The sequence below is a fragment of the Myxococcus qinghaiensis genome (assembly GCF_024198215.1).
Classification (GTDB): domain Bacteria; phylum Myxococcota; class Myxococcia; order Myxococcales; family Myxococcaceae; genus Myxococcus; species Myxococcus qinghaiensis.
Map to the genome: position 1 here is coordinate 451423 of NZ_JAKCFA010000005.1, position 22757 is coordinate 474179.

The 22757-nt window shown below is 68.4% G+C and carries 21 protein-coding genes; 9 read left to right on the plus strand and 12 right to left on the minus strand.

Translation table 11 applies throughout. The features are described from left to right. Positions 1–2 precede the first annotated feature (2 nt). Positions 3–1067 carry a DNA ligase gene (locus LZ199_RS11880; RefSeq protein ID WP_253993768.1) on the minus strand — a complete coding sequence of 355 codons (1065 nt, stop codon included), beginning with the start codon at positions 1065–1067 and terminating at the stop codon, positions 3–5. Positions 1068–1382: 315 nt separating this feature from the next. Between LZ199_RS11880 and LZ199_RS11885 the strand changes: the two genes are divergently transcribed. Continuing rightward, on the plus strand, positions 1383–1868 hold the full coding sequence (locus LZ199_RS11885; protein ID WP_253993769.1) for a gluconokinase: 486 nt from the start codon (positions 1383–1385) through the stop codon (positions 1866–1868). A 157-nt stretch (positions 1869–2025) separates the two neighbouring features. Beyond that, on the plus strand, positions 2026–4362 hold the full coding sequence (locus tag LZ199_RS11890) for a M12 family metallopeptidase (protein ID WP_253993770.1): 2337 nt from the start codon (positions 2026–2028) through the stop codon (positions 4360–4362). Here the strand turns inward: LZ199_RS11890 and LZ199_RS11895 are convergent. Continuing rightward, positions 4359–4865: a LysR substrate-binding domain-containing protein gene (locus tag LZ199_RS11895; RefSeq protein WP_253993771.1), complete on the minus strand. Its 507-nt coding sequence runs from the start codon at positions 4863–4865 to the stop codon at positions 4359–4361. The genes LZ199_RS11890 and LZ199_RS11895 overlap by 4 nt on opposite strands. A 231-nt stretch (positions 4866–5096) precedes the next feature. Here LZ199_RS11895 and LZ199_RS11900 point away from each other — a divergent pair, with 231 nt between their 5' ends. Beyond that, the gene (locus LZ199_RS11900; RefSeq protein ID WP_253993772.1) at positions 5097–5234 is read left to right on the plus strand and encodes a hypothetical protein; all 138 of its coding nucleotides are present in this window, start codon (positions 5097–5099) and stop codon (positions 5232–5234) included. Positions 5235–5480: 246 nt separating this feature from the next. Here LZ199_RS11900 and LZ199_RS11905 read toward each other — a convergent pair whose 3' ends face one another. Together LZ199_RS11905 and LZ199_RS11910 are read right to left on the minus strand one after the other, a co-directional pair. Next, positions 5481–6284: a hypothetical protein gene (locus LZ199_RS11905; RefSeq protein WP_253993773.1), complete on the minus strand. Its 804-nt coding sequence runs from the start codon at positions 6282–6284 to the stop codon at positions 5481–5483. Next, a complete protein-coding gene (locus LZ199_RS11910; RefSeq protein WP_253993774.1) occupies positions 6281–7516 on the minus strand; it encodes an AAA family ATPase in 1236 nt (411 codons plus the stop codon). Before LZ199_RS11910 ends, LZ199_RS11905 begins: the two co-directional genes overlap by 4 nt. A 224-nt stretch (positions 7517–7740) precedes the next feature. Between LZ199_RS11910 and LZ199_RS11915 the strand changes: the two genes are divergently transcribed. Beyond that, the gene (locus LZ199_RS11915) at positions 7741–8196 is read left to right on the plus strand and encodes a zinc-binding dehydrogenase (RefSeq protein WP_256569005.1); all 456 of its coding nucleotides are present in this window, start codon (positions 7741–7743) and stop codon (positions 8194–8196) included. Between the two features lie 17 nt (positions 8197–8213). Here the strand turns inward: LZ199_RS11915 and LZ199_RS11920 are convergent, their stop codons facing one another. Both LZ199_RS11920 and LZ199_RS11925 read right to left on the minus strand, forming a co-directional pair. Further along, positions 8214–9248 (minus strand): phosphotransferase, encoded by a 1035-nt coding sequence (locus tag LZ199_RS11920; RefSeq protein ID WP_253993776.1) that lies wholly within the window; start codon positions 9246–9248, stop codon positions 8214–8216. A gap of 68 nt (positions 9249–9316) precedes the next feature. Continuing rightward, positions 9317–9943, minus strand: a complete 627-nt coding sequence (locus LZ199_RS11925) for a phenylalanine--tRNA ligase beta subunit-related protein (protein ID WP_253993777.1) — start codon at positions 9941–9943, stop codon at positions 9317–9319. Positions 9944–10496: 553 nt separating this feature from the next. Here LZ199_RS11925 and LZ199_RS11930 point away from each other — a divergent pair. Both LZ199_RS11930 and LZ199_RS11935 read left to right on the plus strand, forming a co-directional pair. Next, positions 10497–11552 (plus strand): zinc-binding dehydrogenase, encoded by a 1056-nt coding sequence (locus tag LZ199_RS11930; protein WP_253993778.1) that lies wholly within the window; start codon positions 10497–10499, stop codon positions 11550–11552. A gap of 241 nt (positions 11553–11793) precedes the next feature. Further along, positions 11794–13416 (plus strand): ABC-F family ATP-binding cassette domain-containing protein, encoded by a 1623-nt coding sequence (locus LZ199_RS11935; RefSeq protein ID WP_253993779.1) that lies wholly within the window; start codon positions 11794–11796, stop codon positions 13414–13416. A 37-nt stretch (positions 13417–13453) separates the two neighbouring features. On the opposite strand, the gene LZ199_RS11940 is transcribed toward LZ199_RS11935, so the two are convergent. The 3 genes from LZ199_RS11940 to LZ199_RS11950 are packed head-to-tail and all read right to left on the minus strand — an operon-like array spanning position 13454 to position 17080. Continuing rightward, positions 13454–14893: an aldehyde dehydrogenase family protein gene (locus LZ199_RS11940; protein ID WP_253993780.1), complete on the minus strand. Its 1440-nt coding sequence runs from the start codon at positions 14891–14893 to the stop codon at positions 13454–13456. 23 nt (positions 14894–14916) lie between these two features. Then, positions 14917–16371, minus strand: a complete 1455-nt coding sequence (locus LZ199_RS11945) for an aldehyde dehydrogenase family protein (RefSeq protein WP_253993781.1) — start codon at positions 16369–16371, stop codon at positions 14917–14919. A gap of 28 nt (positions 16372–16399) precedes the next feature. Beyond that, positions 16400–17080, minus strand: a complete 681-nt coding sequence (locus tag LZ199_RS11950) for a TetR/AcrR family transcriptional regulator (protein WP_253993782.1) — start codon at positions 17078–17080, stop codon at positions 16400–16402. Positions 17081–17193: 113 nt separating this feature from the next. Here LZ199_RS11950 and LZ199_RS11955 point away from each other — a divergent pair, with 113 nt between their 5' ends. The 3 genes from LZ199_RS11955 to LZ199_RS11965 are packed head-to-tail and all read left to right on the plus strand — an operon-like array spanning position 17194 to position 19794. Next, the gene (locus LZ199_RS11955; protein WP_253993783.1) at positions 17194–17826 is read left to right on the plus strand and encodes a phospholipase D-like domain-containing protein; all 633 of its coding nucleotides are present in this window, start codon (positions 17194–17196) and stop codon (positions 17824–17826) included. Beyond that, positions 17823–18428: a glutathione S-transferase family protein gene (locus LZ199_RS11960; RefSeq protein WP_253993784.1), complete on the plus strand. Its 606-nt coding sequence runs from the start codon at positions 17823–17825 to the stop codon at positions 18426–18428. The genes LZ199_RS11955 and LZ199_RS11960 overlap by 4 nt, the downstream gene beginning before the upstream one ends. 10 nt (positions 18429–18438) lie before the next feature. After that, on the plus strand, positions 18439–19794 hold the full coding sequence (locus tag LZ199_RS11965; protein ID WP_253993785.1) for a sensor histidine kinase: 1356 nt from the start codon (positions 18439–18441) through the stop codon (positions 19792–19794). A 13-nt stretch (positions 19795–19807) separates the two neighbouring features. On the opposite strand, the gene LZ199_RS11970 is transcribed toward LZ199_RS11965, so the two are convergent. From LZ199_RS11970 to LZ199_RS11980, 3 genes are all read right to left on the minus strand, one after another. Beyond that, on the minus strand, positions 19808–20563 hold the full coding sequence (locus LZ199_RS11970; RefSeq protein ID WP_253993786.1) for a helix-turn-helix domain-containing protein: 756 nt from the start codon (positions 20561–20563) through the stop codon (positions 19808–19810). An 80-nt stretch (positions 20564–20643) separates the two neighbouring features. Then, entirely contained in the window at positions 20644–21540 is an 897-nt protein-coding gene (locus LZ199_RS11975; RefSeq protein ID WP_253993787.1) for a fatty acid desaturase family protein, read from the minus strand. Between the two features lie 200 nt (positions 21541–21740). Beyond that, entirely contained in the window at positions 21741–22100 is a 360-nt protein-coding gene (locus tag LZ199_RS11980) for a helix-turn-helix transcriptional regulator (RefSeq protein WP_141643418.1), read from the minus strand. Positions 22101–22757: the final 657 nt, after the last annotated feature.

A 22757-nucleotide genomic window follows, 5' to 3' on the forward strand; every position in this document is an offset into this window, starting at 1 on the left:
TTTCAGCCCTTCGCCTTGAACGGGGCCGCGTCGATGCGCACGCCGATGTACGAGGGGAAGCGCGGCACGCCGTCGTCGGACAGCTCCTGGTAGCGGAAGGTGATGAGGGTGCCGATGGCGGGAGGCGACCCGCGCTCGGCGTCCGACAGGCCGGTGCCCACGCTGAAGCGCTTGCCGTTGCGCAGCTCCACCTCCAGCGCGCCCAGCCGTCCCTTGTGCCTGCCCGCTCCCGCGACGTGGCCGATGACGACCGCCTCGTCGTCCTTGAAGCTCTTCACCTTCAGCAGCGTGTGCGAGCGGCCGACCTCGTAGCGCGAGCCCGGCTTGCGCAGCATCAGCCCCTCGCCGCCCAGCCCCTCCACGCGCTCCAGCTCCGAGCGCAGGTGGGGAGTCCCCTGGCAGCGCTCGTGCGGATGCCACTGCGCATATGGGTGCTTCGCGTCATCCAGCCACTTGCGACAGTGCTCCAGCCGCTGCTCGAACGCGGCATCGAAGCTCGGCGCGTCGAACACGACGAAGAGCAGCTCCTTCCAGTCCTTGCTCTTGTCCTGCCGGCGCACCACGCTCACCGTGCGCTGGAAGCGCTTGCGCCCACCGAAGAGCTCTCCGTCGAGCGGGAAGTCCGGCAGTCCCGCGGTGAACCAGTCCGGCGCGAAGAACTCGTTGCCCAGGCGCGACCAGAAGCGCTTGCCGTCCCAGTACGCGCGTACGCCGTCGAGCTTCTCGCTCATCCACCAGTCCGTGAGGTCGACGTCGTTCTCCCACGGGTGGGCCAGGAGCAGCGGCGGGGCCTTCTCGTCGGCCGCCTCGCCCTCCGCGCCTTCGGAGGGGGCCTTCACGCGCGTGGCCTTGGCGGGAGGCGGAGAGGAGCCGCCGACGCGGGCATCCTCGGCGGCGTCACCGCGCACGCGGCGCAGGTGCTTGCAGGTGCGCCGTTCAATGGCGATGGACTGGTTGCGCCACGCGGGGCAGGAGCACGAGTAGACGCCTCCCGTGTTCTTGAGGATGTAGGGCTTGGAACCCGAGCCCTGGACTTCCACCTGCTCGCCGTCCGCGATTTCCGCCAAGTGCCGACCCCTCCGTGCCGCATCCGTCGCGGCGATGAAGAGAAGAGTACCCCCGAGGTCTGACATTCCCAAGACTCGGAGAGTGACTTCGAGCACGTGACGGAGCCTCTCGGCTCTCGGGAAATCGAGCCGTGACGGAGTCGTGCGTCTCGGTGTCTGGCATTGCCGGGAGCTGGTGGGGCTGGCCGGCTGCCCGGTCCTTGAGCCCGCCTTGCTGACGTGGAACGGTGGGCATTTCCCCCAGAAGGGAGTGGCGCTCCGACAGAGGGAGTCGCAACCTGTCCGGAGGTCCACGGTTCGAGGAGGCCGCACCGGATGGTCGTCATCGTCATGGGAGTGTCGGGCGCCGGGAAGACGACGGTGGGGAAGGCCCTGGCGGAGAGCCTGGGCTGGCGCTTCCTGGACGCGGACGACCTGCACCCCCAGTCCAACGTGGCGAAGATGGCGGCCGGGGTCCCCCTGACGGACGAGGACCGCTGGCCCTGGCTCGACCTGGTGCGCGGCCAGCTCCAGACGGCGTTGGAGCGAGGCGAGGACCTGGTGCTGGCCTCGTCCGCGCTCAAGAGGGCCTACCGGGACCAGTTGGAGGTGGACCCGAAGCGGACGCGGTGGGTGTATCTGAATGCGCCGCGCGCGGTGCTGGCCAGCAGGCTCGCGAAGCGCCATGGCCACTTCATGCCGCCGTCGTTGCTGGACAGCCAGCTCGCCACGCTGGAGGTGCCCACGCAGGCGCTGGAGGTGGATGTCTCGCCCCCACCGCCAGAGGTCGTGGCGCGCATCCGCGAGGGCCTCAACCTCTGAAGCGCTTGCCCTGGATTCCGTCAGGAATGTCAGACCGCTCCTGTAAATGTTGACCCAGATGCACATGTAGCTCGGGTTGCACGAATGCTGTCCCGCGCCTCGCGGGGCGCCGTGCCCGACTTTCTGGAGAGACATTTCAATGTCGAGACTTCCGGGGATGAAACATGTCTCACGTGGTTGTGTCGTCGTGGCGCACGGCCTGCTGGCCCTTGGCGCGAGTGGCTGTGGCGGTGACGCCGTTGCTCCAAGCGAGAGCATCCGACAGGAGCGAGCCTTCCCGGGTCGCACGGGAGAAGTACATCGCGCGGACTTCCAGGTGGGTGGAGGGCTGCGTGCGCTCGCCTACGAGCGCATCGACGGCGAGCGCGTCTTCCAGGGAGACATCCTCCTGCCGCCCGAGGTTCCTGCGGGACGGCTCTCCGCGCAGTCGGTGGAGGCGCAGGGCGCGGTGTCCACGCGAGCGATGACGCGCTGGCCGGGCGGGGTGGTGCCCTTCACGTTGGACCCCGCGCTGCCGGACATCGGACGCGTCGCGGGAGCCATGGCGCGGTGGGAGGCGCTCACGCCCATCCGCTTCGTGCCACGCACCACGCAGGCGGACTACGTCACGTTCCGACCGGGCACGGGCTGCTCGTCACACGTGGGGCGCATCGGCGGTCAGCAGTTCGTGACGCTCGCGCCGGGCTGCACCACGGGCAGCACGCTGCACGAAGTGGGGCACGTGCTGGGGCTCTGGCACGAGCAGGCGCGCACGGACCGGGACCGGAATGTCCTCATCCACTTCGAGAACATCGAGGCGGGGTACGCGCATGCCTTCGAGACCTTCGCGCAGGAGGGCGCGGCGGGCCGCAACCTGGGGCCGTATGGTTTGGATTCCATCATGCATTACGCCCCGGAGGCGTTCTCCGCGAATGACTCGCCCACCATCACCCGGTTGGATGGTTCGTACTTCACCGCGAACCGCACGGCCCCGACGAACGCGGATGCCTGCGCGGTGAAGCGCCTCCACGGCTACGGGCGCCGCTCCGACGTGAACGGAGATGGCTTCGCGGACCTCGTCGTTGGCGCACCGGATGAAGACGTGGGCACGGGGGTGGACCAGGGCGCGGTCAGCCTCGTGCTGGGCTCGGCCACGGGGCTGGGAGCGGCGGGCTTGTGGCTGCATCGCGACGTGTCGGGCGTGGAGGACACGACGGGGCCCGGTGACCACTTCGGCGCCGCCGTGGCCGTGGGTGACTTCAACGGAGACTGCTTCGCGGATGTGGCGGTCGGCGTTCCCGGGGACGACGTGAATGGGATTGTCGACGCGGGCTCGGTGCACATCTTCCTGGGCTCCGCGCAGGGGGCGGAGTTGAGCTCCGACAAGGTGCTTCACCAGAACAGCGCGGGGGTGCCCGACAGCGCGGAGGCGTTCGATGGTTTCGGCACCACGCTGGCGGTGGGTGACTTCAATGGCGACGGGTATGACGACCTGGCCGTGGGGGTGCCCGACGAGGACTATGGTTCATCGGCGCTCGACTCCGGCCTGGTGACGGTGTTGTTCGGCTCGGCCTCAGGGCTCACCGGCACGGGCGCGCAGAGCTGGAGTCAGGCTTCGGCGCATGTGCTCGAAGTCACGGAGACGGGAGACCGCTTCGGCTCCGCGCTGGCGGCGGGCGACTTCAACGGAGATGGCTTCGACGAGCTGGCCGTGGGCGTTCCCACCGAGGACGTGGACACCGCCGAGGACGTGGGCGCGGTGAACGTCCTGTTCGGCTCACTCGATGGTCTGACGAGCACGGGAAACCAGCTCTGGGTTCCGGGAAGCGAGGGAGTGCCCGGTGTCGCGAGCGCGGAGCTGCGCTTCGGTGCCGCGCTGGCGGCTGGGGACTTCAACGGGGATGGCCGGAGCGAGCTCGCCATCGGCGCACCGGGACAGACGGTGGGCTTCATGGCGAAGGCGGGCGCGGTGACGGTGCTGCGCGGCGGAACCGCGGGACTCCAGGCCACGGGGGCCATGGCCTGGAGTCAGGACTCGGCGGGTGTCTCTGACGCGGCCGAGGAGGGAGACCGTCTTGGCTCCTCGCTGATGGCCGAGGACTTCGATGGAGATGGCCATGGGGACCTCGCCATCGGCGTGGCCTCGGAGAGCGTGGAGGGCATCGCTGGCGCGGGCATCGTGCACGTGCTGCACGGCGCGCCGGATGGATTGTCCGGTGCGCGCGAGCAGCGCTGGTCGCAGGTGGGCTCCGCCGTGGATGAGGGCGCGGAGTACCAGGATGGGTTTGGGTTCCGGCTGACGGCGGGCGACTACGACGGCAATGGCTTCGTGGACCTGGCGGTCGGCGTGCCCTACGAGGACGTGGGGAGCGCAGCCGATTCGGGTGCGGTGCACGTGCTGTACAGCGCGGGAGGCACGGGGCTGTCGCGCGCGGGAGAGCAGCGCTGGTCCCAGGCGCCGTCGACACAGACGGACTCGGTGGAGACGGGAGACCGCTTCGGCGGAGGTCTCTAGGTCTTCCTTCGTGCCGGCTTCCGCCGGGAGGATTTGCTTCGGTTCTCCTCGGCGGACAGCCGCTCGGGGATGCGCGCGACGAGGATGTCGATGGCCGCGCGCACCTTCGAGGGCAGGTGCTTGTTCTGGGGCCACACGGCGAAGAGTTCATTGCCGTGGTGGCCCTCGTTCTCCAGCAGCATCACCAGTTCGCCCCTGTGCACCCGCTCGGCGATGAGCCAGCTCGGAAGCCATGCGAGCCCGGCGCCCTGGACGGCGGCATCGGCGATGGTCTCCAGGTCATCGAAGCGCAGCCGGCCCTGGACGGTGATGAGTCGCTCGCCGCCTTGTCCATCCGGAAAGCGCCAGGAATTGCTGACGCCCGCGCGCCCGTAGTTGATGGCCTCGTGCTTCGCCAGGTCCTTGAGCGTCCTGGGCCGGCCGTGTCGGGCGATATACCGGGGTGAGGCGCAGACCCCCATCATCTGCACGCCGAGCCGACGCGCGGAGGGGTCTTGCGTCAATCGCGTGCCCGGGTCTCGTTCTTCTTCTTGATTCCGAAGATGTGTCTGACATTGCCACGTAGGTGGGCCCGTTTGCGTTTCACGGCTGGCTGTTTGGCCCTTGGGTATGTGCGGGGACGTGGAGAGGTGGGCACTTGCCGAGGATGGGAGTGGCGCTCCGTCGGAAGGCGTCGCAACCTGTCCGGGGGTCCACGGTTCGGGGAGGCCGCGCTGGATGGTCGGCACCATCATGTGAGTGTCGGGCGCCGGCTGGATGACTGTGGGCGCGCCCTGGCGGAGAGCCTGGGCTGGTGCCTCCTGGATGCGGATGATCTGCACCCCCGCTCCAACATGGCGAAGATGGCGGCCAGGGTCACCCTGACGGAATGAGGACCGCGGGCTCTGTCTCGGCTTTGTGCGCGGCGAGCTCCAGGCGACGATGGAGCGAGGCGAGGACGTGGTGTTGGCCTAATCCGCGCTCAAGCACCCCTCTCGGGACCATCTAGAAGAATAGAGCGTAGGTGTGCGTCTTGACGGTACCAGCCTTCAATCCTTTCTCTATTCCAATGCTCCCTTCCCTGAGGATGGGACTCCGGCCAGACGAAAGATCTTGCGGTGTGTAGGAATTGCGTGACGCTATCCGCCGCGCAGCTCCTTTAATCTCTGTGACGTTGGATGACGGGAGATTGTTTCAACCATTTTCTCTTCACCAGAGCCAGCAAAGTATGCAGCCCATTCATGCGGTCGATCAATGAAGCTGCCTCGAATTTGGCGCAGAACCTGGGGTGTTGGATCGATCGATCGAGCAGCGTTGATGGCGTGTGAAAGCAACGTCTTGAGGGCAATACCTCCTCCCCCCCAGGTCGTAGGCCAACCCTTTGGAAGCTTGCGTCCTACGCCAAGCACTTTCCTCACCGCGATTTCGTCCTCGAAGAGGGCTTCGAACTCCGGATCCATGCAGACGGCGAGTAGGGAGCCTTTGCCTAGACGAGGGGGCGCGAGGCGTTCTGAAGGAGAGGTACGCGCCTCCAGCTCTGCAAGACGCTCGCTCGCTCGCGTACGGAATTCCTCGGGAAGACGGGCCGAGTTCTTCATCGACCGATAAAAGCGCAGCGTCTCCTCCCATCGACAGACCATGGCGTTCGTGTCCCAAGGAGGTAAGAGGTCGAATGCAACGATGCCAGCGTCAAAAGGCTCTCGCGTAACTTCGATGCGGATGAGCTCATCGAGACCGACATTCATCGCAGGTGAACGGCGCAAGCCATCCTTTTGATCCAGCGTTGTTAGTTGACCCTTGTGGAACGGAATCACGCGCACGAACGGCTTCAGGCCGAGAGCGCCAGCTAGCCGGTCGCGCCAGAGAATGTCCAACCAAGGTCGGCCCGACCGATCCTGCTCACCGAGACTGCCCTCCACGAATAGTGCCACCTTGAACGTCATGAGGACTGCTCCAGGTTCACGTACCGAGCCCCGGGGGGGATGTCAGCAGAGAACGCTTTGAACTCCTCCGTGTCGGCTGCTCGGTAGTAGCGAGTTTCGCCCACCTCGCGTTTCACCAGGAGAACATCCGACATGGGCACGTGATCGAGGAGCCAAGGAGAGTGAGTTGTCACAATCACCTGGATGCCATTCAGCGTTGCCGCTCGTAGCTTTCCCAGAACATTGAGGGTCGTCCACGGATCGAGTCCGTTTTCGATTTCCTCGACGCAGAGTAGGCTTGGCGGCGGATCGTGGTTGAGGAGCGCGAATAATGCGGTGATACGGCGAGTTCCTTCCGAAAGCATCCACGCTGGGATCTCGAACGTACCCCGTCCCTTGCGTCCGACGTACGGCATCTCCTCAAGCAACGAAAAGTGAACCCGCTCTTCGCGAGATCTACGAGGTTTCGTGACGCGAAGTCCCTTGATGTCGTGCAGCACCTCGTTGACATCCGCGACCACTCGTTTGAGCTTTGCTGCCGAGAGTTCGGACAGCAGGGCGGGCAGCATGTGGCCCTCTTCATCGAGGAGTGGTTCGAAGGAAGCCCGTCGCGCGAGCGACCCTCCGGCAAGGCTGCTTGGGCTCAATCGGAGGAACACTGCGCGGTCCCAAAAATCCTTGAGCCGTTGGAGTTCTCCTAGCCCCCCTGCCTCGCTCGTCCGCCCGAGACGTCCGAGGACGAGACGGTCCGGATCGTCGAAGACACCCTTTCGCAGCTTGTCCTTCGGTAGAAGTACGCGCTCACCGGGCCGGAGCAACGCCGCATCGCCTTCCCGCGTGGTGTCGATGAGAGGAGTTCGGCGGCCCTGTGCAATGGCCGTTAATTTTTCCCTGTGAATTAACGGAGAGGCATCTTTGCCCTCATCAACTTCCAGGAGGTAACGTAGGGTGTTGGTCGACTCCTCCTGCTTCTCCCATGTCATCTCAAGGCCGAAATATCTGCGCTTCGTCTGAGACCGCACATTGATGATGTCGTGAATGCCTTGGTAGCGCTCACACGCGCGACGTGCGTCTTCTCTTAGCGTGCGATCAACCCACTGGAGCGCTTCCAGAAAGGTGCTCTTGCCAGAGCCGTTCCGCCCGATGACGACCGTGAACGGGGTGAGCGGAATCGGATCTGGCGTGAACGCTGCCTTGAACCGCTCAAGCCGTACCTCGCGAAGGAGGAGCGGCTCGGTTTTCTTCCTAGCCATGAACAAGACCTCATCTGAGCGACAGGGAGGGACACGATAGGCGCGCGCTCTTGCCCGAACAAGAACGCTGTTGTCCTCCTGCGTTCAGATCTAGTTGTTCCCCTTGCGCTGCATATTTGTGCTGCGCTATTGCGAATGGTGGCGCTTGTTGTCATCCAGAACGAACCTGCAGATGGATGATAAACCTGATCGCCTTGTTACTTCTCCATCCTCCCATAGAGCTAATGGGAGGCCCGTTGAGGGGATGGGATGGTTCTGATCCTCCAGCCAGGCGAGCTCTAGCCCACGGCATCCATCGGCGCCAGACTCCGGACTGGGAGAATGCGGTGGTGGAGCTGACGGGCGGGCGCGGCGCGGACCACATCCTGGAGATGGTGGGCGGTGACAACCTCGGGCGCTCGCTCAGCGCGCTGGCACCCGCGGGACGTGTCACGCTCATCGGCGTGCTGGACGGCTTCGACATGCGCTTCCCGGTGCTGCCGTTGTTCCAGACCCAGGGCACCATCCAGGGCGTGACGGTGGGGAACCGGCGCGGGCTGGAGGACTTCGTGCGCGCGGTGGATTCATTGCGCCTGGAGCCCGTGGTCGACGCGACGTACGCGCTCAACGAGTTTCCGAAGGCGCTCGAGCACCTGGACCGCGGGCCCTTCGGCAAGGTGGTGATTCGCGTCCGCGAGTGAGCGCGGCGGTGCGGCGTCTACCGGAACGCGGGCCAGGTGAAGGTCGGTGTTCCCGCCCAGCGCTCCACTAGTTGCTCTTCCAGCGCGGCGAGGGTGCGAGAGAGGGCGGGGACCAACGTCGTGGGCCCGCGCAGGACGCGGGAGCGCGCGAGGTGGCGCAGCAGGGCGGCGCGCTCGGTGTAGCCGGGCGCCCAGTCCCTGTCTCTCTCCAGCGCCTTGGGCGACAGCCACTGGAACATGTTCACCGTGCGCGCCGTGGCAACGAGGGCGCGCGCGTGCGTATAGGTGGCGTCCGTCTGGGCCGCCTCGCAGACGGGGGCCAGGGTGATGCGGTAGGTGAGGTCCGCGCGGGTGACGAGCTCGTCGGGCAGGGGCACCACGAGCAGCCACATCAGCGCGTCGTACAGCGCGTGGCGCATGCCGCAGTACTCGAAGTCGAGCAGGCGCGGGCCGCTGGGAGTGAAGAGGGTGTTGCTCGGGGCCATGTCCCCGTGGGTGAGCGCGAGGAAGGGACCGGGCTCGGCCAGCTCCCGCGCGAGCTGCTCCACGTCTTCCTGCGTGCCGGGGACCAGGGGCGTGCCCACGGCCTCCGTCCAGCGCCGCAGCCGGTCCGCGTGGTCCAGCAGATAGCGGGCGTTGTCGATGCGGACGCGCAGCGGGCGCGGGTTGAGCGAGTGGCGGAGCAGGTCGAAGTCACCTTGCAGGCCCCGGGTGCGCGCGTGGAGCTGGCCGGTGAGGCGGGCCACGGCGAGCAGTCCTCCGGTGGCGGCGCTCGCGTCATCGGCGTTGAAGAGGTCTTCCAGGCTGGGGCCGCTGCCCAGGTCCTGGAGGACGAGCAGGCGGGAGTGGATGTCTCCGGCGATGAGGCCCGGGGCGGTGGTGAGGTTGTGGCGGCCGAGCAGCTCCAGACCGGCCCACTCGTCCAGGCCGAGCACGGGGTCTTCGTGGAAGTGCTTGAGGATGACGGTGGGCACGTCGCCGCCGCGCACGCGGGCGCGCACGACATGGCAGCGGGACTGGGTGCGGAGGACCTGGGGCTCCGCGAGGAGCACGGGGCGTCCCCACGCGGCGGAGAGCGAGCGAGCGCCGTCGGCGAGCAGTTGCTCCAGGTCCAGGGCGCTCAGGGGAGCCGCTCCACGGTGGCGCCCGAGCGTTCCAACAGCTCGCGGTACCACGCGAAGGCGCGCGCGGTGCGGTCGCCCAGGCTCTTCGCGCCCCAGAGAATGGTGAGGGTGCGGCGCGTGTCAGCGTTCGTCTTGGTGCGCTGCGCGTCCTTCACCGCGTTGGCGCAGGGGCCCTCCGCGTCGAAGAGGCACAGCAGGCCCGCGAGGTCGATGCTCTGCCCGGAGGCATTGAAGACGTACTGCGCGCCCTCGGGAGCGATGGCCACGCGGAAGGGAGCCGTGGCGCGGTCCAGGTCGACGACGCTGACGGGCAGCCCGCTGTGCAGGGACACCGCGTTGCACAGATCCACCGCGGTGTTGATGGTGCCGAGCGAGCCGTCGCCCGCGGCGCGCACCAGATACTCGGAGGCGGGCTTGCCTCGGCCGGTGGGCTTGTAGCCGCCGTGGCGGAGCATGTCGCGCACCGCGCTTCGCACGGAGTCGTCGCTGGAGAGCGGCGCGGAGGCCGCCGACTTCAGCAGCGCCACCAGCCACTCCGGCGAGGGAAGTGAGCCCAGCGGTGCGGGGAAGGTGGTGGTGAAGGCCAGGGTGTCCAGGGACGGATGCGGTTCGACGGTCAGCACGGCCGGGCACTCTACGCCACACGGCGCGCCCGTGCTGGCGGTGGTGAGCGCAAACGGTGGTGATGCCGCCTAAGCCACATGCGGAGCCTGTCTGTGCCGGCGGCGGTGCGTGCACATGGCGGTGATGCCGCCTAGGTCACATGCGGAGCCTGTACCGGTGGCGGTGCGCGCAAACGGCGGTGATGCCGCCTGCGCCACATGCGGAGCCTGTGCTGGAGGCGGTGAGTGCAAATGGCGGTGATGCCGCCTGCGCCACATGCGGAGCCTGTGCTGGCAGCGGTGCGTGGCCACGGGCGCGAGGCCCATCCCTAGATGCGTGAGCGACCGGTGTCGCGCCGCCAATGAAGGAGGACTGGCACGGAGCCAGTTTCGCAGTGCGAGTCGTTCCAGACCGCTCGGCGCTGAACCGGTGCGGTGGGAGTGTCGTCCTCGCGCCAGAGTGGAAGGCTCGCGTGGAGGCAACGGGCGCCCTCGGGTGTGCGTGGTACGGTCGCGCCTTCCGAGCTTTGGCGCCCGCTCGTGCCCCACGACGCGTGGCGAGGAGGAACAATCGATGGCAGACGCGAACCAGCGGACGATGCGGGCGGCGCGCTTCGATACGGCCGCGCGGACGTTGACGGTGACCGAGGTCCCCGTCCCCCAGCCGCGTCCGGGCGAGGTGCGAGTGCGAGTGAAGGCGTGCGGCATCTGTCTCTCGGATGCGCATCTGCTTGACGGCTCGCTGCGCTCCCCGCTGCCGATGGTGACGCCGGGACATGAGTCCTCGGGCGTCATCGACGAGGTGGGCGTGGGCGTGCCGCGCTGGCAGGCGGGACAGCGTGTCGCCATGGCGGGTGGCAAGCCCTGCGGTCGCTGCGCGAAGTGCTCCAACGGCCAGCCGACGGACTGCCTCGACTTTCAAATCATGGGTTTCCACTACGACGGCGCGTGGGCCGAGTACGTCGTGGTGCCGTACTTCGTGCTGTCGTCGATTCCGGACCACCTGCCTTTCGAACAGGCGGCCATCCTCGCGGACGCGGTGGCCACGCCGTACGCGGGCCTGCTGGACAGCGCGAAGCTGAAGCCCGCGCAGTCGGTGGGCCTGTGGGGCATCGGTGGGCTCGGCGTCCACGCGGTGCAGATTGCCCGGATGATGGGAGCGACGCCCATCATCGCGTTCGACACGAACGAGGCCGCGCGCAATCGAGCGCTGGAGTTCGGCGCGGACGTGGCGTTGGACCCGCGCTCCCCGGACGTGCGCGCGCAGGTGCTCCAGCACACGCATGGACTGGGCCTGGATGTGGCGGTGGACCTGGTGGGCGCGAACTCGGTGCTGGCGCAGGCGGCGCTGTGCCTCGGGCGCTACGGGCGCGTGGTGATGGTGGGCCTGTCACCGGAGCAGATTCAATTGGGCGCCGGCGTGAACTTCGGCCTGCGCTCCCAGACGCTGCAGGGACACCTGGGCTACGAGAAGAAGCACCTGGACCAGCTCGTGTCGCTGGTGAGCACCAAGCGCCTGGATGTCTCGCGCTCCGTGACGGCGACGCTGCCGCTGGAGGACGTGGCGAAGGGCGTGGAGCGGCTGGTGAAGAAGGACGGCAACCCCATCCGCCTCGTCATCACGCCCTGAGGCACGGCTGGGGAGCGGGCGGCCGGGCACCTGGGACGGTGTCCGCCCCTCGTGTGGATCCGCTCACGGTGGAATGAGGGCGACCCATGTAGGTCTCCCTCCCGGCTGCGAGGCGAACGCCCCCCTGGTGGGCAGCCCTCGGGCATGGGAAGCGGAGGTCGAGGGTTCGGAACAGTCCTCCTTCGGCGTCCCCCATGGCATAAGGGCGCCGCGCCCGCCTTCCGGGCAACCCCCTACGCACATGATTCGTCTCGACAACATCAGCAAGCAGCACGGCCAGCAGATTCTGTTCATCGAGGCTTCGGCCGCTCTCCACAAGGGGGAGAAGGTCGGGCTCGTCGGCCCCAACGGCGCCGGCAAGACGACGCTGTTCCGGATGATTACCGACCAGGAACACCCCGACGAAGGCCAGGTGGCCGTCGACCGTGGCGTCACCATCGGCTACTTCAACCAGGACGTCGGCGAGATGTCCGGCCGCAGCGCCGTGGCCGAGGTCATGGACGGCGCGGGCCCTGTGAGCTCGGTCGCCGGGGAGATGAAGTCGCTCGAAGCGGACATGGCCGACCCGGACAAGGCCGACGACATGGAGAAGCTCGTCGAGCGCTACGGTCTGGTGCAGGCGCGCTTCGAGGAGCTCGGTGGCTACGCGCTGGAGGGCCGCGCGCGGGAGATTCTCGCGGGCCTGGGCTTCAGCGAGGAGATGATGGACGGCGACGTCGGCGCGCTGTCCGGCGGTTGGAAGATGCGCGTGGCCCTGGCGCGCATCCTGCTCATGCGCCCGGACGCGATGCTGCTCGACGAGCCGAGCAACCACCTGGACCTGGAGAGCCTCATCTGGCTGGAGGGCTTCCTCAAGGGGTACGAGGGCGCGCTCCTGATGACGTCGCACGACCGCGAGTTCTTGAACCGCATCGTCACCAAGATGGTGGAGATCGACGGTGGCTCGCTGACGACGTACTCGGGCAACTACGACTTCTACGAGCAGCAGCGCGCGCAGAACGAGAAGCAGCAGCAGGCGCAGTACGAGCGCCAGCAGGCCATGCTCGCCAAGGAGCTGAAGTTCATCGAGCGCTTCAAGGCCCGCGCCTCGCACGCCGCGCAGGTGCAGAGCCGCGTGAAGAAGCTGGAGAAGATTGAGAAGGTGGAGCCGCCCAAGCGCCGCACGACGGTGCTGTTCGAGTTCCAGCCCGCGCCGCGCTCCGGTGACGACGTGGTGAGCCTGAAGGCCGTGCACAAGGCCTACGGCAAGCGGACCATCTACGAGGGCATGGACTTCCTCGTGCGCCGCGGCGAGCGCTGGTGCGTCATGGGCGTCAACGGCGCGGGCAAGTCCACGCTGCTGAAGCTGGTGGTGGGCTCGACGACTCCGGACACGGGCGCGGTGACGGTGGGTGGCAGCGTGAAGCTGGGGTACTTCGCCCAGCACGCCATGGACCTCCTGAACGGCGAGCGCACGGTGTTCGAGTCGCTCGAAGACGCCTTCCCCCGCGCGGGCCAAGGCTCGCTGCGAGCGCTGGCCGGGTGCTTCGGCTTCTCCGGCGACGAGGTGGAGAAGAAGTGCCGCGTGCTGTCGGGTGGTGAGAAGGCGCGCCTGGTCATGGCGAAGATGCTCTTCGACCCGCCCAACTTCCTGGTGCTGGACGAGCCCACCAACCACCTGGACATGGCGACGAAGGAGATGCTGATTACGGCGCTGGCCCGCTACGAGGGGACCATGCTCTTCGTCTCGCACGACCGTCACTTCCTGGGCGCGCTGTCCAACCGCGTGCTGGAGCTGACGCCGGAAGGCATCCACCAGTACGGCGGTGGCTACACCGAGTACGTGGCGCGCACGGGCCACGAGGCGCCGGGCCTGCGCAGCTGAGCGACGGCGAGCGGCCGCGCTCCTTCGGGATGCGCGGCTACTCGAACAGGCGGCTGGCCAGTCGCGCCAGCTTCCGCGCCTTGCCGGTGTACGGCGGGAAGAACAGGTTCGCCAGCGTCGTACGGCCCTGGCGAAGCACCGCGCGCTCGTGGCTGAAGGTCCTGAAGCCCGTCTCGCCGTGGTATGCGCCCACGCCGCTCGCCCCCACGCCGCCGAAGGGCAGGTTCGGGTTCACGTTGTGCAACACCACGGTGTTGATGCACGTGCCGCCCGCGCTCGTCTCCTGGAGCAGCCGCTCCACCGCCGCGTCGTCGTGGCTGAAGACGTAGAGCGCCAGCGGCTTGCCGCCCGCGCGCACGTGCGTCACCACCTCGTCGAGTGACTCGTAGCGCAGCACCGGCAGCACCGGCCCGAAAATCTCCTCCTCCATCAGCGGCGCATCCGGCGCCACGTCCGCCAGCACCGTCGGCGCGATGAAGCGCGTCTCCGCGTCCACGCCGCCGCCCACCACCACCCGCGCCCCCGTCGCCACCGTGCGGTCCAGCAGCCCGCGCACCCGCGCGAAGGCGCCGTCATCCACCATGCGGCAGAGGTCCGTGCTCGCGCGCCGCGCCTCCTCGGAGCGTCCGTAGAAGCGCTCCAGCGCCACCTTCAGGGCCGCGAGGAACGCCTCCTCCTTCGACGCATGCACCCAGACGTGGTCCGGGGCGATGCACGTCTGCCCGCCATTGAGGAACTTGCCCCAGGCCACGCGCTCCGCCGCGGCCTCGATATCCGCCGTCGCGTCGACGATGGCCGGCGACTTGCCGCCCAATTCCAGCGTCACGCTGGCCAGGTGCTTCGCCGCCGCCTCCATCACCCGCCGCCCCACGCGCGGCCCTCCGGTGAAGAAGAAGTGGTCGAAGGGCAGTCGCAAGAGCGCCTCGCCCACCTCCGCGCCGCCCTCCACCAGCGCGACTTCATCCTCGGGGAACACGTCCCGCACCAGCGCCGCCAGGAAGCGCGACGTGTTCGGCGTCTTGTCGCTGGGCTTGCACAGCACGGTGTTGCCCGCCGCCACCGCGCCTATCAGCGGCAGCATCAGCAGGTTGAAGGGGTAGTTCCACGGGGCCAGCACCAGCACCACGCCGCGCGCCTCGTGGCGCACGTGGCTGGAGGTGCCCGTGAGCACCAGCGGCGTCGTCACCTTGCGCGGCTTCATCCACGCCTTGAGGTGCTTGCGCACGTGCTCCAATTCCATGAGCACCGGGAGGATTTCCGTCGCCTCGACCTCCGCGCGGGGCTTGCGGAAGTCCGCGTGGATGGCGTCCGCGAGCGCGTCCCGCCGCTCGATGATGCGCGCCTTGAGCTGCTCCAGCTTCGCCAGTCGCTCGTCGGGGCCACGCCGCGCCACGTCCCAGCGCCGGGCCCGCAGGCGCTCGTACGCCTCCTGCAAGCCCCGGGGAATCAGCTCCTCCTCCTGCTTCACCACGCGCATCCCGGCTCCTCTGGCTGTCTGGCCTACTCCAACAGCCGGCTGGCGCGGGAGGCCCATTCCTGCGCCTTTCCGCGGTACGGCGGGAAGAACACCGCCGCCAGCGACTTCATCCATTGAACCGACACGGCGCGCTCGTGACTGAAGGTCCGGAAGCCGTAGACGCCGTGGTAGTGCCCCAGGCCACTCATTCCCACCCCGCCGAAGGGCAGGTTGGGGTTCGCCACGTGGATGAGGACGTTGTTCACCACCGCCCCTCCGGACGTCGTGTTGCGGAACACGTCCTCGACGGCCCGCTTGTCCTGGCTGAAGACGTAGAGCGCCAGCGGCTTGTCCCCTCCCTGGATGTGCGCGTACACCTCGTCGCGCGAGCGGTACGTCATCACCGGCAACACCGGCCCGAAGATTTCCCCCTCCATGACGGCCATGTCCGGCGTCACGTCCGTCAGCACGGTGGGCGCCAGGTAACGCGAGGGCCCGTCCGCCACCCCGCCCACCTCGACCTTCGCCCCCGCCGCCACCGTCCGGTCCACCAGGTCCTTCACCCGCCGCCACGCCGCCGGGTCCACCAGCCGCGAGAAGTCCGCGCTCGCCTGACGCTCCGGCTCGGTGGCCCCGTAGAAGCGGGCGATGACCGCCTTGAGCGCGTCGATGAAGGCCTGCTGCCGTGACTCGTGCACGAAGACATAGTCCGGCGCGACACAGGTCTGTCCGCCGTTGATGAACTTGCCCCACGCGAGCCGCTCCGCCGCGGCCTGCACGTCCGCCGTCTCGTCGATGATGGCCGGCGACTTGCCGCCCAGCTCCAGCGTCACGCTGGCCAGGTGCTTCGCCGCCGCCTCCATCACCTTGCGGCCGATGCGCGGGTTGCCGGTGAAGAAGAAGTGGTCGAAGGGCAGCTCCAGCAGCGCCTCCGCCGTCTCCGCGCCACCCTCGAACAGCGCGACTTCGTTCTCCGGGAAGACGTCCCGCACCAGCCGGGAGAGGAAGCGCGCGGTGTGCGGCGTCTTCTCGCTGGGCTTGCAGATGACGGTGTTGCCCGCGGCGATGGCGGCGATGAGCGGCGCCATCAGGAGCTGGAAGGGGTAGTTCCACGGGGCCAGCACCAGCACCACGCCGCGCGCCTCGTAGCGCACGTGCGCGGAGGAGCCCGCGAGGAGCAGCGGCGTGCCCACGCGCGTGGGCTTCATCCACGACGACAGGTGCTTCACCGTGTGGTTCAGCTCCTCCAGCGTCGGGTGGATTTCCGTCAGCTCCACCTCCAGCGCGGGCTTGCGGAAGTCCTGGTGGATGGCCTCCGCCAGCTCGTCGCGGCGGGCGATGATGGCCTCGCGCAGGCGCTTGAGCCGGGCGATGCGCTCGGCGGTGGTGGTGCGTGACATCACCCAGCGGTTGGCGCGCTGGGCCTGGAAGGCGGCCTGGATGCGCGCGAGGTCCGCGGCGGGCTTCGACTCGGTGGTGACGGGGACGAGCTCCAGCATGGTTGGCTCCTGGGGTGTGCGGGGTGCTTCAGCGGGCCTCGAGCCCGCGCAAGAGGGTGGTGAGCGCCGCGGTCAGCTCGGCGGTGAAGTCGATTCGCAGGGGGGCCATGTGCGGCGAGGCCAGGACTTCGCGCGCCACGGGCGCCACGTCCGCCATCTGCCGCAGGCCCGTCACCAGTGCGTGCAAGTGCACCAGCACGCGGGGGCCCTCGCCGGGCCGCAGGAAAGACATTCGCGATTCCAAGAGCGCGCCGATGTGCAGCATCGCCTGCAGCAGCCGCTCCTTGAACCGGCGCGCCTGCTCCACCGTCACGTTCTGCTCCAGCACCGTCTGGAGCATCGCGAGCAGCCGCGTGAGCGACGTCTCGCCCTCCAGCGACTCCGCCACGGTGCGCGCCAGCCACGGGCCCGTCCACGGCGCGTCCGGCTGACCCAGCCGCGTGTCCAGCCGGGCGAACCAGGAGAAGAGCAGGTCGTCCAGGAGCGCCAGGAACAGCGCCTCCTTGGTCGGGAAGTAGAGGAACACCGTGCCCTTGGCCAGCCCGGACCGCTCCGCCACGTCCGCCATCTTCACCTCCGCGTAGGAGGTGGCCTCGTAGAGCGCCCGCGCTTCATCCAGCAGCAGGCGCCGCCGCGCTTCCTTGTCCTCGTCCTTGCGCGCCCGCTGCGGCGTCGCCCGTTCCGCCTTCACGCCCGGGTTGCTGACCATGGGTCATCAATAGGTGACCATGGGTCAGTCGTCAAATGACTGGAAGTCAGTTTCCCCGGGTTAACAACGGCCCCCGACTGGAGGGTGGTGGGTATGTGTGTGAGGATGTCTCCATGCGTCCCATCCAGGCGGAACTGCTGTCCGGCAGCGAGCTGTACCGGGAGGTGGTGCTGGAGAAGCTGCTCCACGCGCGCGAGTCGGTGTGGATTGCGACGGCGAACGTGAAGGCGATGTACGTGGAGTCGAAGGGGCGCTTCGTTCCGCTGGTGGAGGTGCTGGATGGGCTGTCGGCGCGGGGGTTGTCGCTGCGGCTCCTGCACGCGGAGCTGCCGAGCCGTCCGTTCCGCGCGGCGTTCGACGAGCGGGCGCGGCTGGTGGCGGGAGGGCTGGAGCTGAAGGTGTGCCCGCGCGTGCACTTCAAGGCGGTGGTGGTGGACGGGGCGTGGGCCTACCTGGGGAGCGCGAATCTCACGGGGGCGGGCCTGGGCGCGAAGGGCGACGCGGTGCGCAACTTCGAGCTGGGGTTCGTGACGGAGGACTTCGACGTCATCGACCGGGTGACGGCGCTCTACGAGGCGGTGTGGAGCGGGGCCGAATGCAGGGGGTGCAAGCTGCGGGCGGTGTGTCCGGACCCGATAATCCCCGCACCCAAGGGGTTGGGGGAGATGCGAAGCTCTCGCGGCGGCGTGCGGCTGGGCAAGACTCGCCGGCTCAAGCGACACACCTCGGAGTCCCGACGACGATGATGAAGCTCTACTTCGCCCAGAAGACGCGCGCCACGCGCCCCCGCTGGCTGCTCGAGGAGCTGGGCGTCCCCTATGAGCTGGTGCCGGTGGATCTGCTCCAGCGAGAGCACAAGAGCCCCGAGTACCTGCGCGTGCACCCCATGGGCTCCATGCCCGCGCTGGAGGATGACGGGCACACCGTCTTCGAGTCGGCCGCGATTCTCCTGCACCTCGCCGACAAGTTTCCGGAAGCGGGCTTCGCGCCGGCGCTCGGCACCGTGGAGCGCGCCGAGTACTACCAGTGGATGATGTTCTGCATGGCCACCATGGAGCCGCCCCTGTCCGCGTACTCCGCGCACAGCCGCTTCCTGCCGGAGCACGAGCGCGTGCCCGCGGAGGCCGAGCGGGGCCAGAAGCGCTTCACGGACATCGCCCGGATGCTGGAGGAGAAGCTCAAGGGGCGCTCGTTCGTGGTGGGCGAGCGCTTCACCGCGGCGGACGTGGTGATGGCATCCATCCTCAACTGGGGTGGGGGCATGGGGCTGCTGGAGGACTTCCCCGCCCTGCGCTCCTACGTGGAGCGGCAGATGTCCCGGCCGGCAGCGCAGCGCGCCCAGCAGTAGGAAGTCCTCCGTGCATCAATCCGTCGTACCCGGTCCTCAAGCCTTCGAGCTCGAAGCCCATCTGCGCTTGAAGCGCCGGGGCTTCGCCGTCTCCGCGGGGGTGCTGCTGCTCTCGCTGGCCACGCACCCGTTGCTGTTCGGCGCGTTCGTCCCGGAGGTGGCCCTGGTCCATGTGGGCTGGGCCGCCATCCTCGTCGCGGCGGCGCTGGTGACGGGCGCGTCGTGGATGCCGCTGCAGCGGGCCAGCACCCTGAGCGGGGTGTTCAGCCTGGCGGCGATTGCGTTGGACATCCACTTCACCGGAGGGCTTTCGAGTCCGCTGTTCCCGCTGCTCTTCGCGATGCCGCTCATCATCGCCGTCTTCACGCCCGGGGACCTCATCACGCTGTGGGCGACCATCGTCCTGACGCTGGTGGGCGTGGTGGCGGCGACCTGGCTGTCGGGAGGTTCGGAGCGGCAGGTCATCGGTCAGGTGACGGTGTTCCTGTTCATGGCGTGGATTGCCGTCTTCGGCGGGAAGCTGTTCCGCCGCATGCGCGACACCGAGCGCGAGGCCGTGCAGGCGCGGTTGTCGGTGCTGGAGCGACTGGCGCACAGCGAGCGACTGCGGGTGGACGCGGAGCGCAGCCGCGCGGAGATGGAGCGGCTGGCGCTGGTGGGACGGCTGGCGGCGGGCGTGGCGCACGAGGTGAACAACCCGCTGGCGTACGTGAAGTCCAACCTGGGCTACCTGGGTGACGTCATCGAGGACGCGGCGCCGGACCTGGAGGAGATTCGGCGCGTGCTGGAGGAGACGCAGCAGGGCGTGCTGCGCATCCAGCAGATTGTCACGGACCTGCGGCGCTTCTCCCGGGACTCGGCGGACGCCGAGGAGGCGTGCGGCGTGGTGGATGCGCTGGATGAGGCGGAGCGGCTGGCGTCGGTGCGGCTGCGGAGCCTGGGGCAGGTGGTGCGCGAGGTGGAACCGGACCTGAGCCGGGTGCGGCTGGGGCAGCGCCAGTTGGTGCAGGTGGTGCTGAACCTGCTGCTCAACGCGGCGGATGCGGTGGACTCGGCGCAGCCGCCGCGTGCCGCGCGCATCGTGCTGCGTGCGCGTGAGGAGCAGGGAGGCGTGAGGCTGGAGGTGGAGGACAACGGCGCGGGCATTCCGGAGGCCGTGCTGGCGCGCCTGTTCGAGCCCTTCTTCACCACCAAGGCGCCCGGCAAGGGCACCGGCCTGGGGCTGGCGCTGTGTCGCGAGTACCTGGCCCGCGTCGGAGGAACGCTGTCTGTGGCGAACCGTCCCGAGGGAGGGGCGTGCTTCACGTTGCACCTGCCCTCGGCGCCCGCGGCCACGGCGCCGGAGACGCATACGAACCCGAGCTGAGCGGGCGGCGCGGTTACTCGCTCTGGGGCCCTTCGCCGCGATTCGCCGTGGCGGCGATGGCGGGCTCCTGGGCCGGGGCGCTCGCCTCGGCGGACGCCTTGCCCTGCTGTCGCTCGCGCCACGAGCTGGGGGAGTCGCCCACCAGCTTGCGGAACAGGCTGCTGAAGTGCTGGAGCGACGCGCAGCCCACCTCCACCGCGACAGCGGTGAGCTTCATGTCCGTCTCCAGCAGCAGCGCCTGCGCCATGCGCACCTGCACCGAGTTCAGCTCCGCCTGGAAGGACGTCCCCGCTTCCTTCAACCGGCGCTGGAGCGTGCGCTCGGACATGCCCATCTCCCGGGCCACGTCCGACAGGTTGATGTCCGGCAGCTTGCCGCGCATCGCCTGGTGCAGCTCGCGCAACAAGGGCGACTGGCCCGTGGCCTCCGCCACCAGGTCATTCAGCTTGGACAACAGCGGCGCCGCCCGGCCCTCCGGCTGGCCCAGCCACGCGAGCGCATTCGCGGGGTCCGTGAACACCTTGCTGGGATAGGCGCCCGTCAACAACGTGTAGAACCCGCCGACCACCGCGCCCGCCACGCCCTCCGGACGCACCAGGGCCTGTCGCTGCACGGAGGTGCTGAACGACTTCTCGCGCGCCTGCATGTACTTCACGAGCACCGCGAAGGCGGCAGGGTCTGCCGCCTCCAGTCGCCGCGCATCCACGAGCGACGCATGCGGCGCCGCGGGGGCCAGCTCCACGTCGAGCACATGCACCAGCCGGCGCACGTGAGCCTCGGCCGGCCGGCCCCACAAGATGAAGCCGCACAGGTCCGCCGAAGCGTACCAATGCAGGAAGCCTTCCCCGACTAGGTAACGGCCGTGGGGGTCCCTGAAGTAATCGTCGACGCCGTCTGCCGATCGCACGGCTCGGCAGAATAGCGCTTCGCCACCTTGGCCACCCAGAAGGGATTGATGGGGGCCAGCGAAGTGACCAACTCCGCCCGGACCAGCGCCGTGCCAGCCAGCTCGGCGGTCACCACCGGCAGCTCCCGCCAGGCCACCTGGGGCTTCACGTGGTGGGCCTGGTGATAACCGGCATTGAAAAAGAACAGGTTGTACAGACGGGAGGTGGACGTGGTGCCCAGGGCCGCCTTCTGGGTGGAGTCCGTCTCGAAGTGGGCCGCCAGGTTGAGCCAGTGGATGCAGACCTGGCCCACCAGCAGCACCCCCCACCACGCCAGCCCCAGGGCCGGGCGCCAGAGGATGACCGCGAGGATGCCCCCGTCCACGACGAGGAAGTCGAGGACGAGCTCCGTGCGCTGGTTGCGCTTCTTGGCCCACCGCCACACGTTGGCCACCGCCTCGAACGGCCAGAACCACGGCGTCAGCGCCGAGCGCAGGCAATAACGCAGGGCGCCTTCACCCGGCCGCCGCTGACCCCAGTCCCCCGGGCCGTCGTTGTACCGGTGATGGTTGAAGTGGTGGATGTAGTAGCCCCGGTAGGGGAACCCACACGCCAGGCCGAGCGTCCGGGACACGACCCAGTGCAGCACCTTGGGGCGCGCCATGGACACGTGCATGTGGTTGTGCAGGACGGCGTAGTTCCAGAACAGCACCGCCCAGCCGATGACGCACATGCCCACGCGGCCCCAGAGGCCCAGGTGGTCCCAACTCAACAGGAAGGAAGGGAACCACACCCACCACAGCGCGTGTACCGCGAGCTGCGGCAAGTCGAGAGCGGGGCCGGGGGAGGGGCGAGTCATGAAGCACGAAGGTAGGCTTGCGCCTGCCTCGCCGCTTCATTCCATGCGCCAAGCGCTTGCGAAAACGCGCAACCTCGAGCGTCGTCCCCCTCAATCCGTTGCAACCCGGGTCCACCCGGCCCCGGTACTGATTCCGCCCGCGCTCGCTGTCTTCCACGGATGAGGAATGGAAGCAGCGCGTCGCGGGCGTGCTGCGGGGTTCACGTCTCGAGCGCGTTGGCGACCTGGCCCAACAGCCGGAGCCGGGGCGCATCCAGCTTGCGCACGGTGCGCAGCAGCCGGCGCACCTCGGGACGCTCGCGGTACTCCGGAGGGTCCTCGGCGAGCGTGGGCGCGCCTTCGACGCCGGACATGCCGAGCAGCACGTCCGACGAGCAGTTGAGAACCAGACACAGCTTCCTCAGCGTGCGGACGCTGGGGAGCATGTGGCCGCGCTCCAGCCGCCCGTACACCTCGGTGGCGATTCCCACGCGCTCGGCCACGTCGGCCTGCGTGAGCTCCAGCCGCTGCCGCGCCGCGCGAACTGCATTTCCAATGATGGTGGCCAATCGTTGTTCCATGGCGTGCGGAAACCTGTCGAAAAGAGGGCTTCACCCCCCGCGCTTCGGCGGAGAGGTACCGGGGAGAAGTGCCTGCGGGCTCCTGACCTCGTGGAACACAGACTACGGGTGGGGTCTGACATTCAGGTGCATCCAGAAGGGCGTGCGAAAGCGCTTGAACGCGAAGGTGTTTCGGACCCTGTCGGGACACGTGTCCGAGGCCCCTCGCGGAGGGCTCCGGAAGTGGGGTTCCGGCGTGCTCGGGAGGCACCGGGCGGGCGGTGGACGCGGAAGGCGTCGGATGCCGCGGGAGGCCGAAAAATCGGCTCCGGGGAGATCGGCGCCTGTCGCGTGTGGATCAACACGGCGCGCGTGCGGGTGGGCCTTCACGCGGAGCGTTTCCAGGACGCGTCGGGCTCACCGCGAACGTCGCTCCGACGTGACGTCCGGTGCTTGACGTCACCCGCCGCGCGGCCGCACTCACGGTGCAGGTGTTCAGCGGGCCTGGCGCGTCCGTTTGCGGGTGGCGCGAAGACGGTGTTCACCGCCGAGGCCGAAAAGTCGGCCTGCGCGGCGTTGTCAATGGAGAGGCCGGGAGTTGCAGGGAAAAGCCCTGGTGTTTCCGTGGTTTACGAAGGCGGGACGTCTGACGTAGGGTGGGCGCCCCCCGGTGGGTCG

Coding starts and splice junctions, on each gene's coding strand:
- LZ199_RS11910 (WP_253993774.1), bottom strand. CDS start 7,516: ATGGCTAGGAAGAAAACCGAGCCGCTCCTCCTTCGCGAGGTACGGCTT.
- LZ199_RS11975 (WP_253993787.1), bottom strand. CDS start 21,540: ATGACTCGCCCCTCCCCCGGCCCCGCTCTCGACTTGCCGCAGCTCGCG.
- LZ199_RS11940 (WP_253993780.1), bottom strand. CDS start 14,893: ATGCGCGTGGTGAAGCAGGAGGAGGAGCTGATTCCCCGGGGCTTGCAG.
- LZ199_RS11950 (WP_253993782.1), bottom strand. CDS start 17,080: ATGGTCAGCAACCCGGGCGTGAAGGCGGAACGGGCGACGCCGCAGCGG.
- LZ199_RS11945 (WP_253993781.1), bottom strand. CDS start 16,371: ATGCTGGAGCTCGTCCCCGTCACCACCGAGTCGAAGCCCGCCGCGGAC.
- LZ199_RS11905 (WP_253993773.1), bottom strand. CDS start 6,284: ATGACGTTCAAGGTGGCACTATTCGTGGAGGGCAGTCTCGGTGAGCAG.
- LZ199_RS11980 (WP_141643418.1), bottom strand. CDS start 22,100: ATGGAACAACGATTGGCCACCATCATTGGAAATGCAGTTCGCGCGGCG.
- LZ199_RS11960 (WP_253993784.1), top strand. CDS start 17,823: ATGATGAAGCTCTACTTCGCCCAGAAGACGCGCGCCACGCGCCCCCGC.
- LZ199_RS11935 (WP_253993779.1), top strand. CDS start 11,794: ATGATTCGTCTCGACAACATCAGCAAGCAGCACGGCCAGCAGATTCTG.
- LZ199_RS11885 (WP_253993769.1), top strand. CDS start 1,383: ATGGTCGTCATCGTCATGGGAGTGTCGGGCGCCGGGAAGACGACGGTG.
- LZ199_RS11890 (WP_253993770.1), top strand. CDS start 2,026: ATGAAACATGTCTCACGTGGTTGTGTCGTCGTGGCGCACGGCCTGCTG.
- LZ199_RS11930 (WP_253993778.1), top strand. CDS start 10,497: ATGGCAGACGCGAACCAGCGGACGATGCGGGCGGCGCGCTTCGATACG.
- LZ199_RS11955 (WP_253993783.1), top strand. CDS start 17,194: ATGCGTCCCATCCAGGCGGAACTGCTGTCCGGCAGCGAGCTGTACCGG.
- LZ199_RS11915 (WP_256569005.1), top strand. CDS start 7,741: ATGGGAGGCCCGTTGAGGGGATGGGATGGTTCTGATCCTCCAGCCAGG.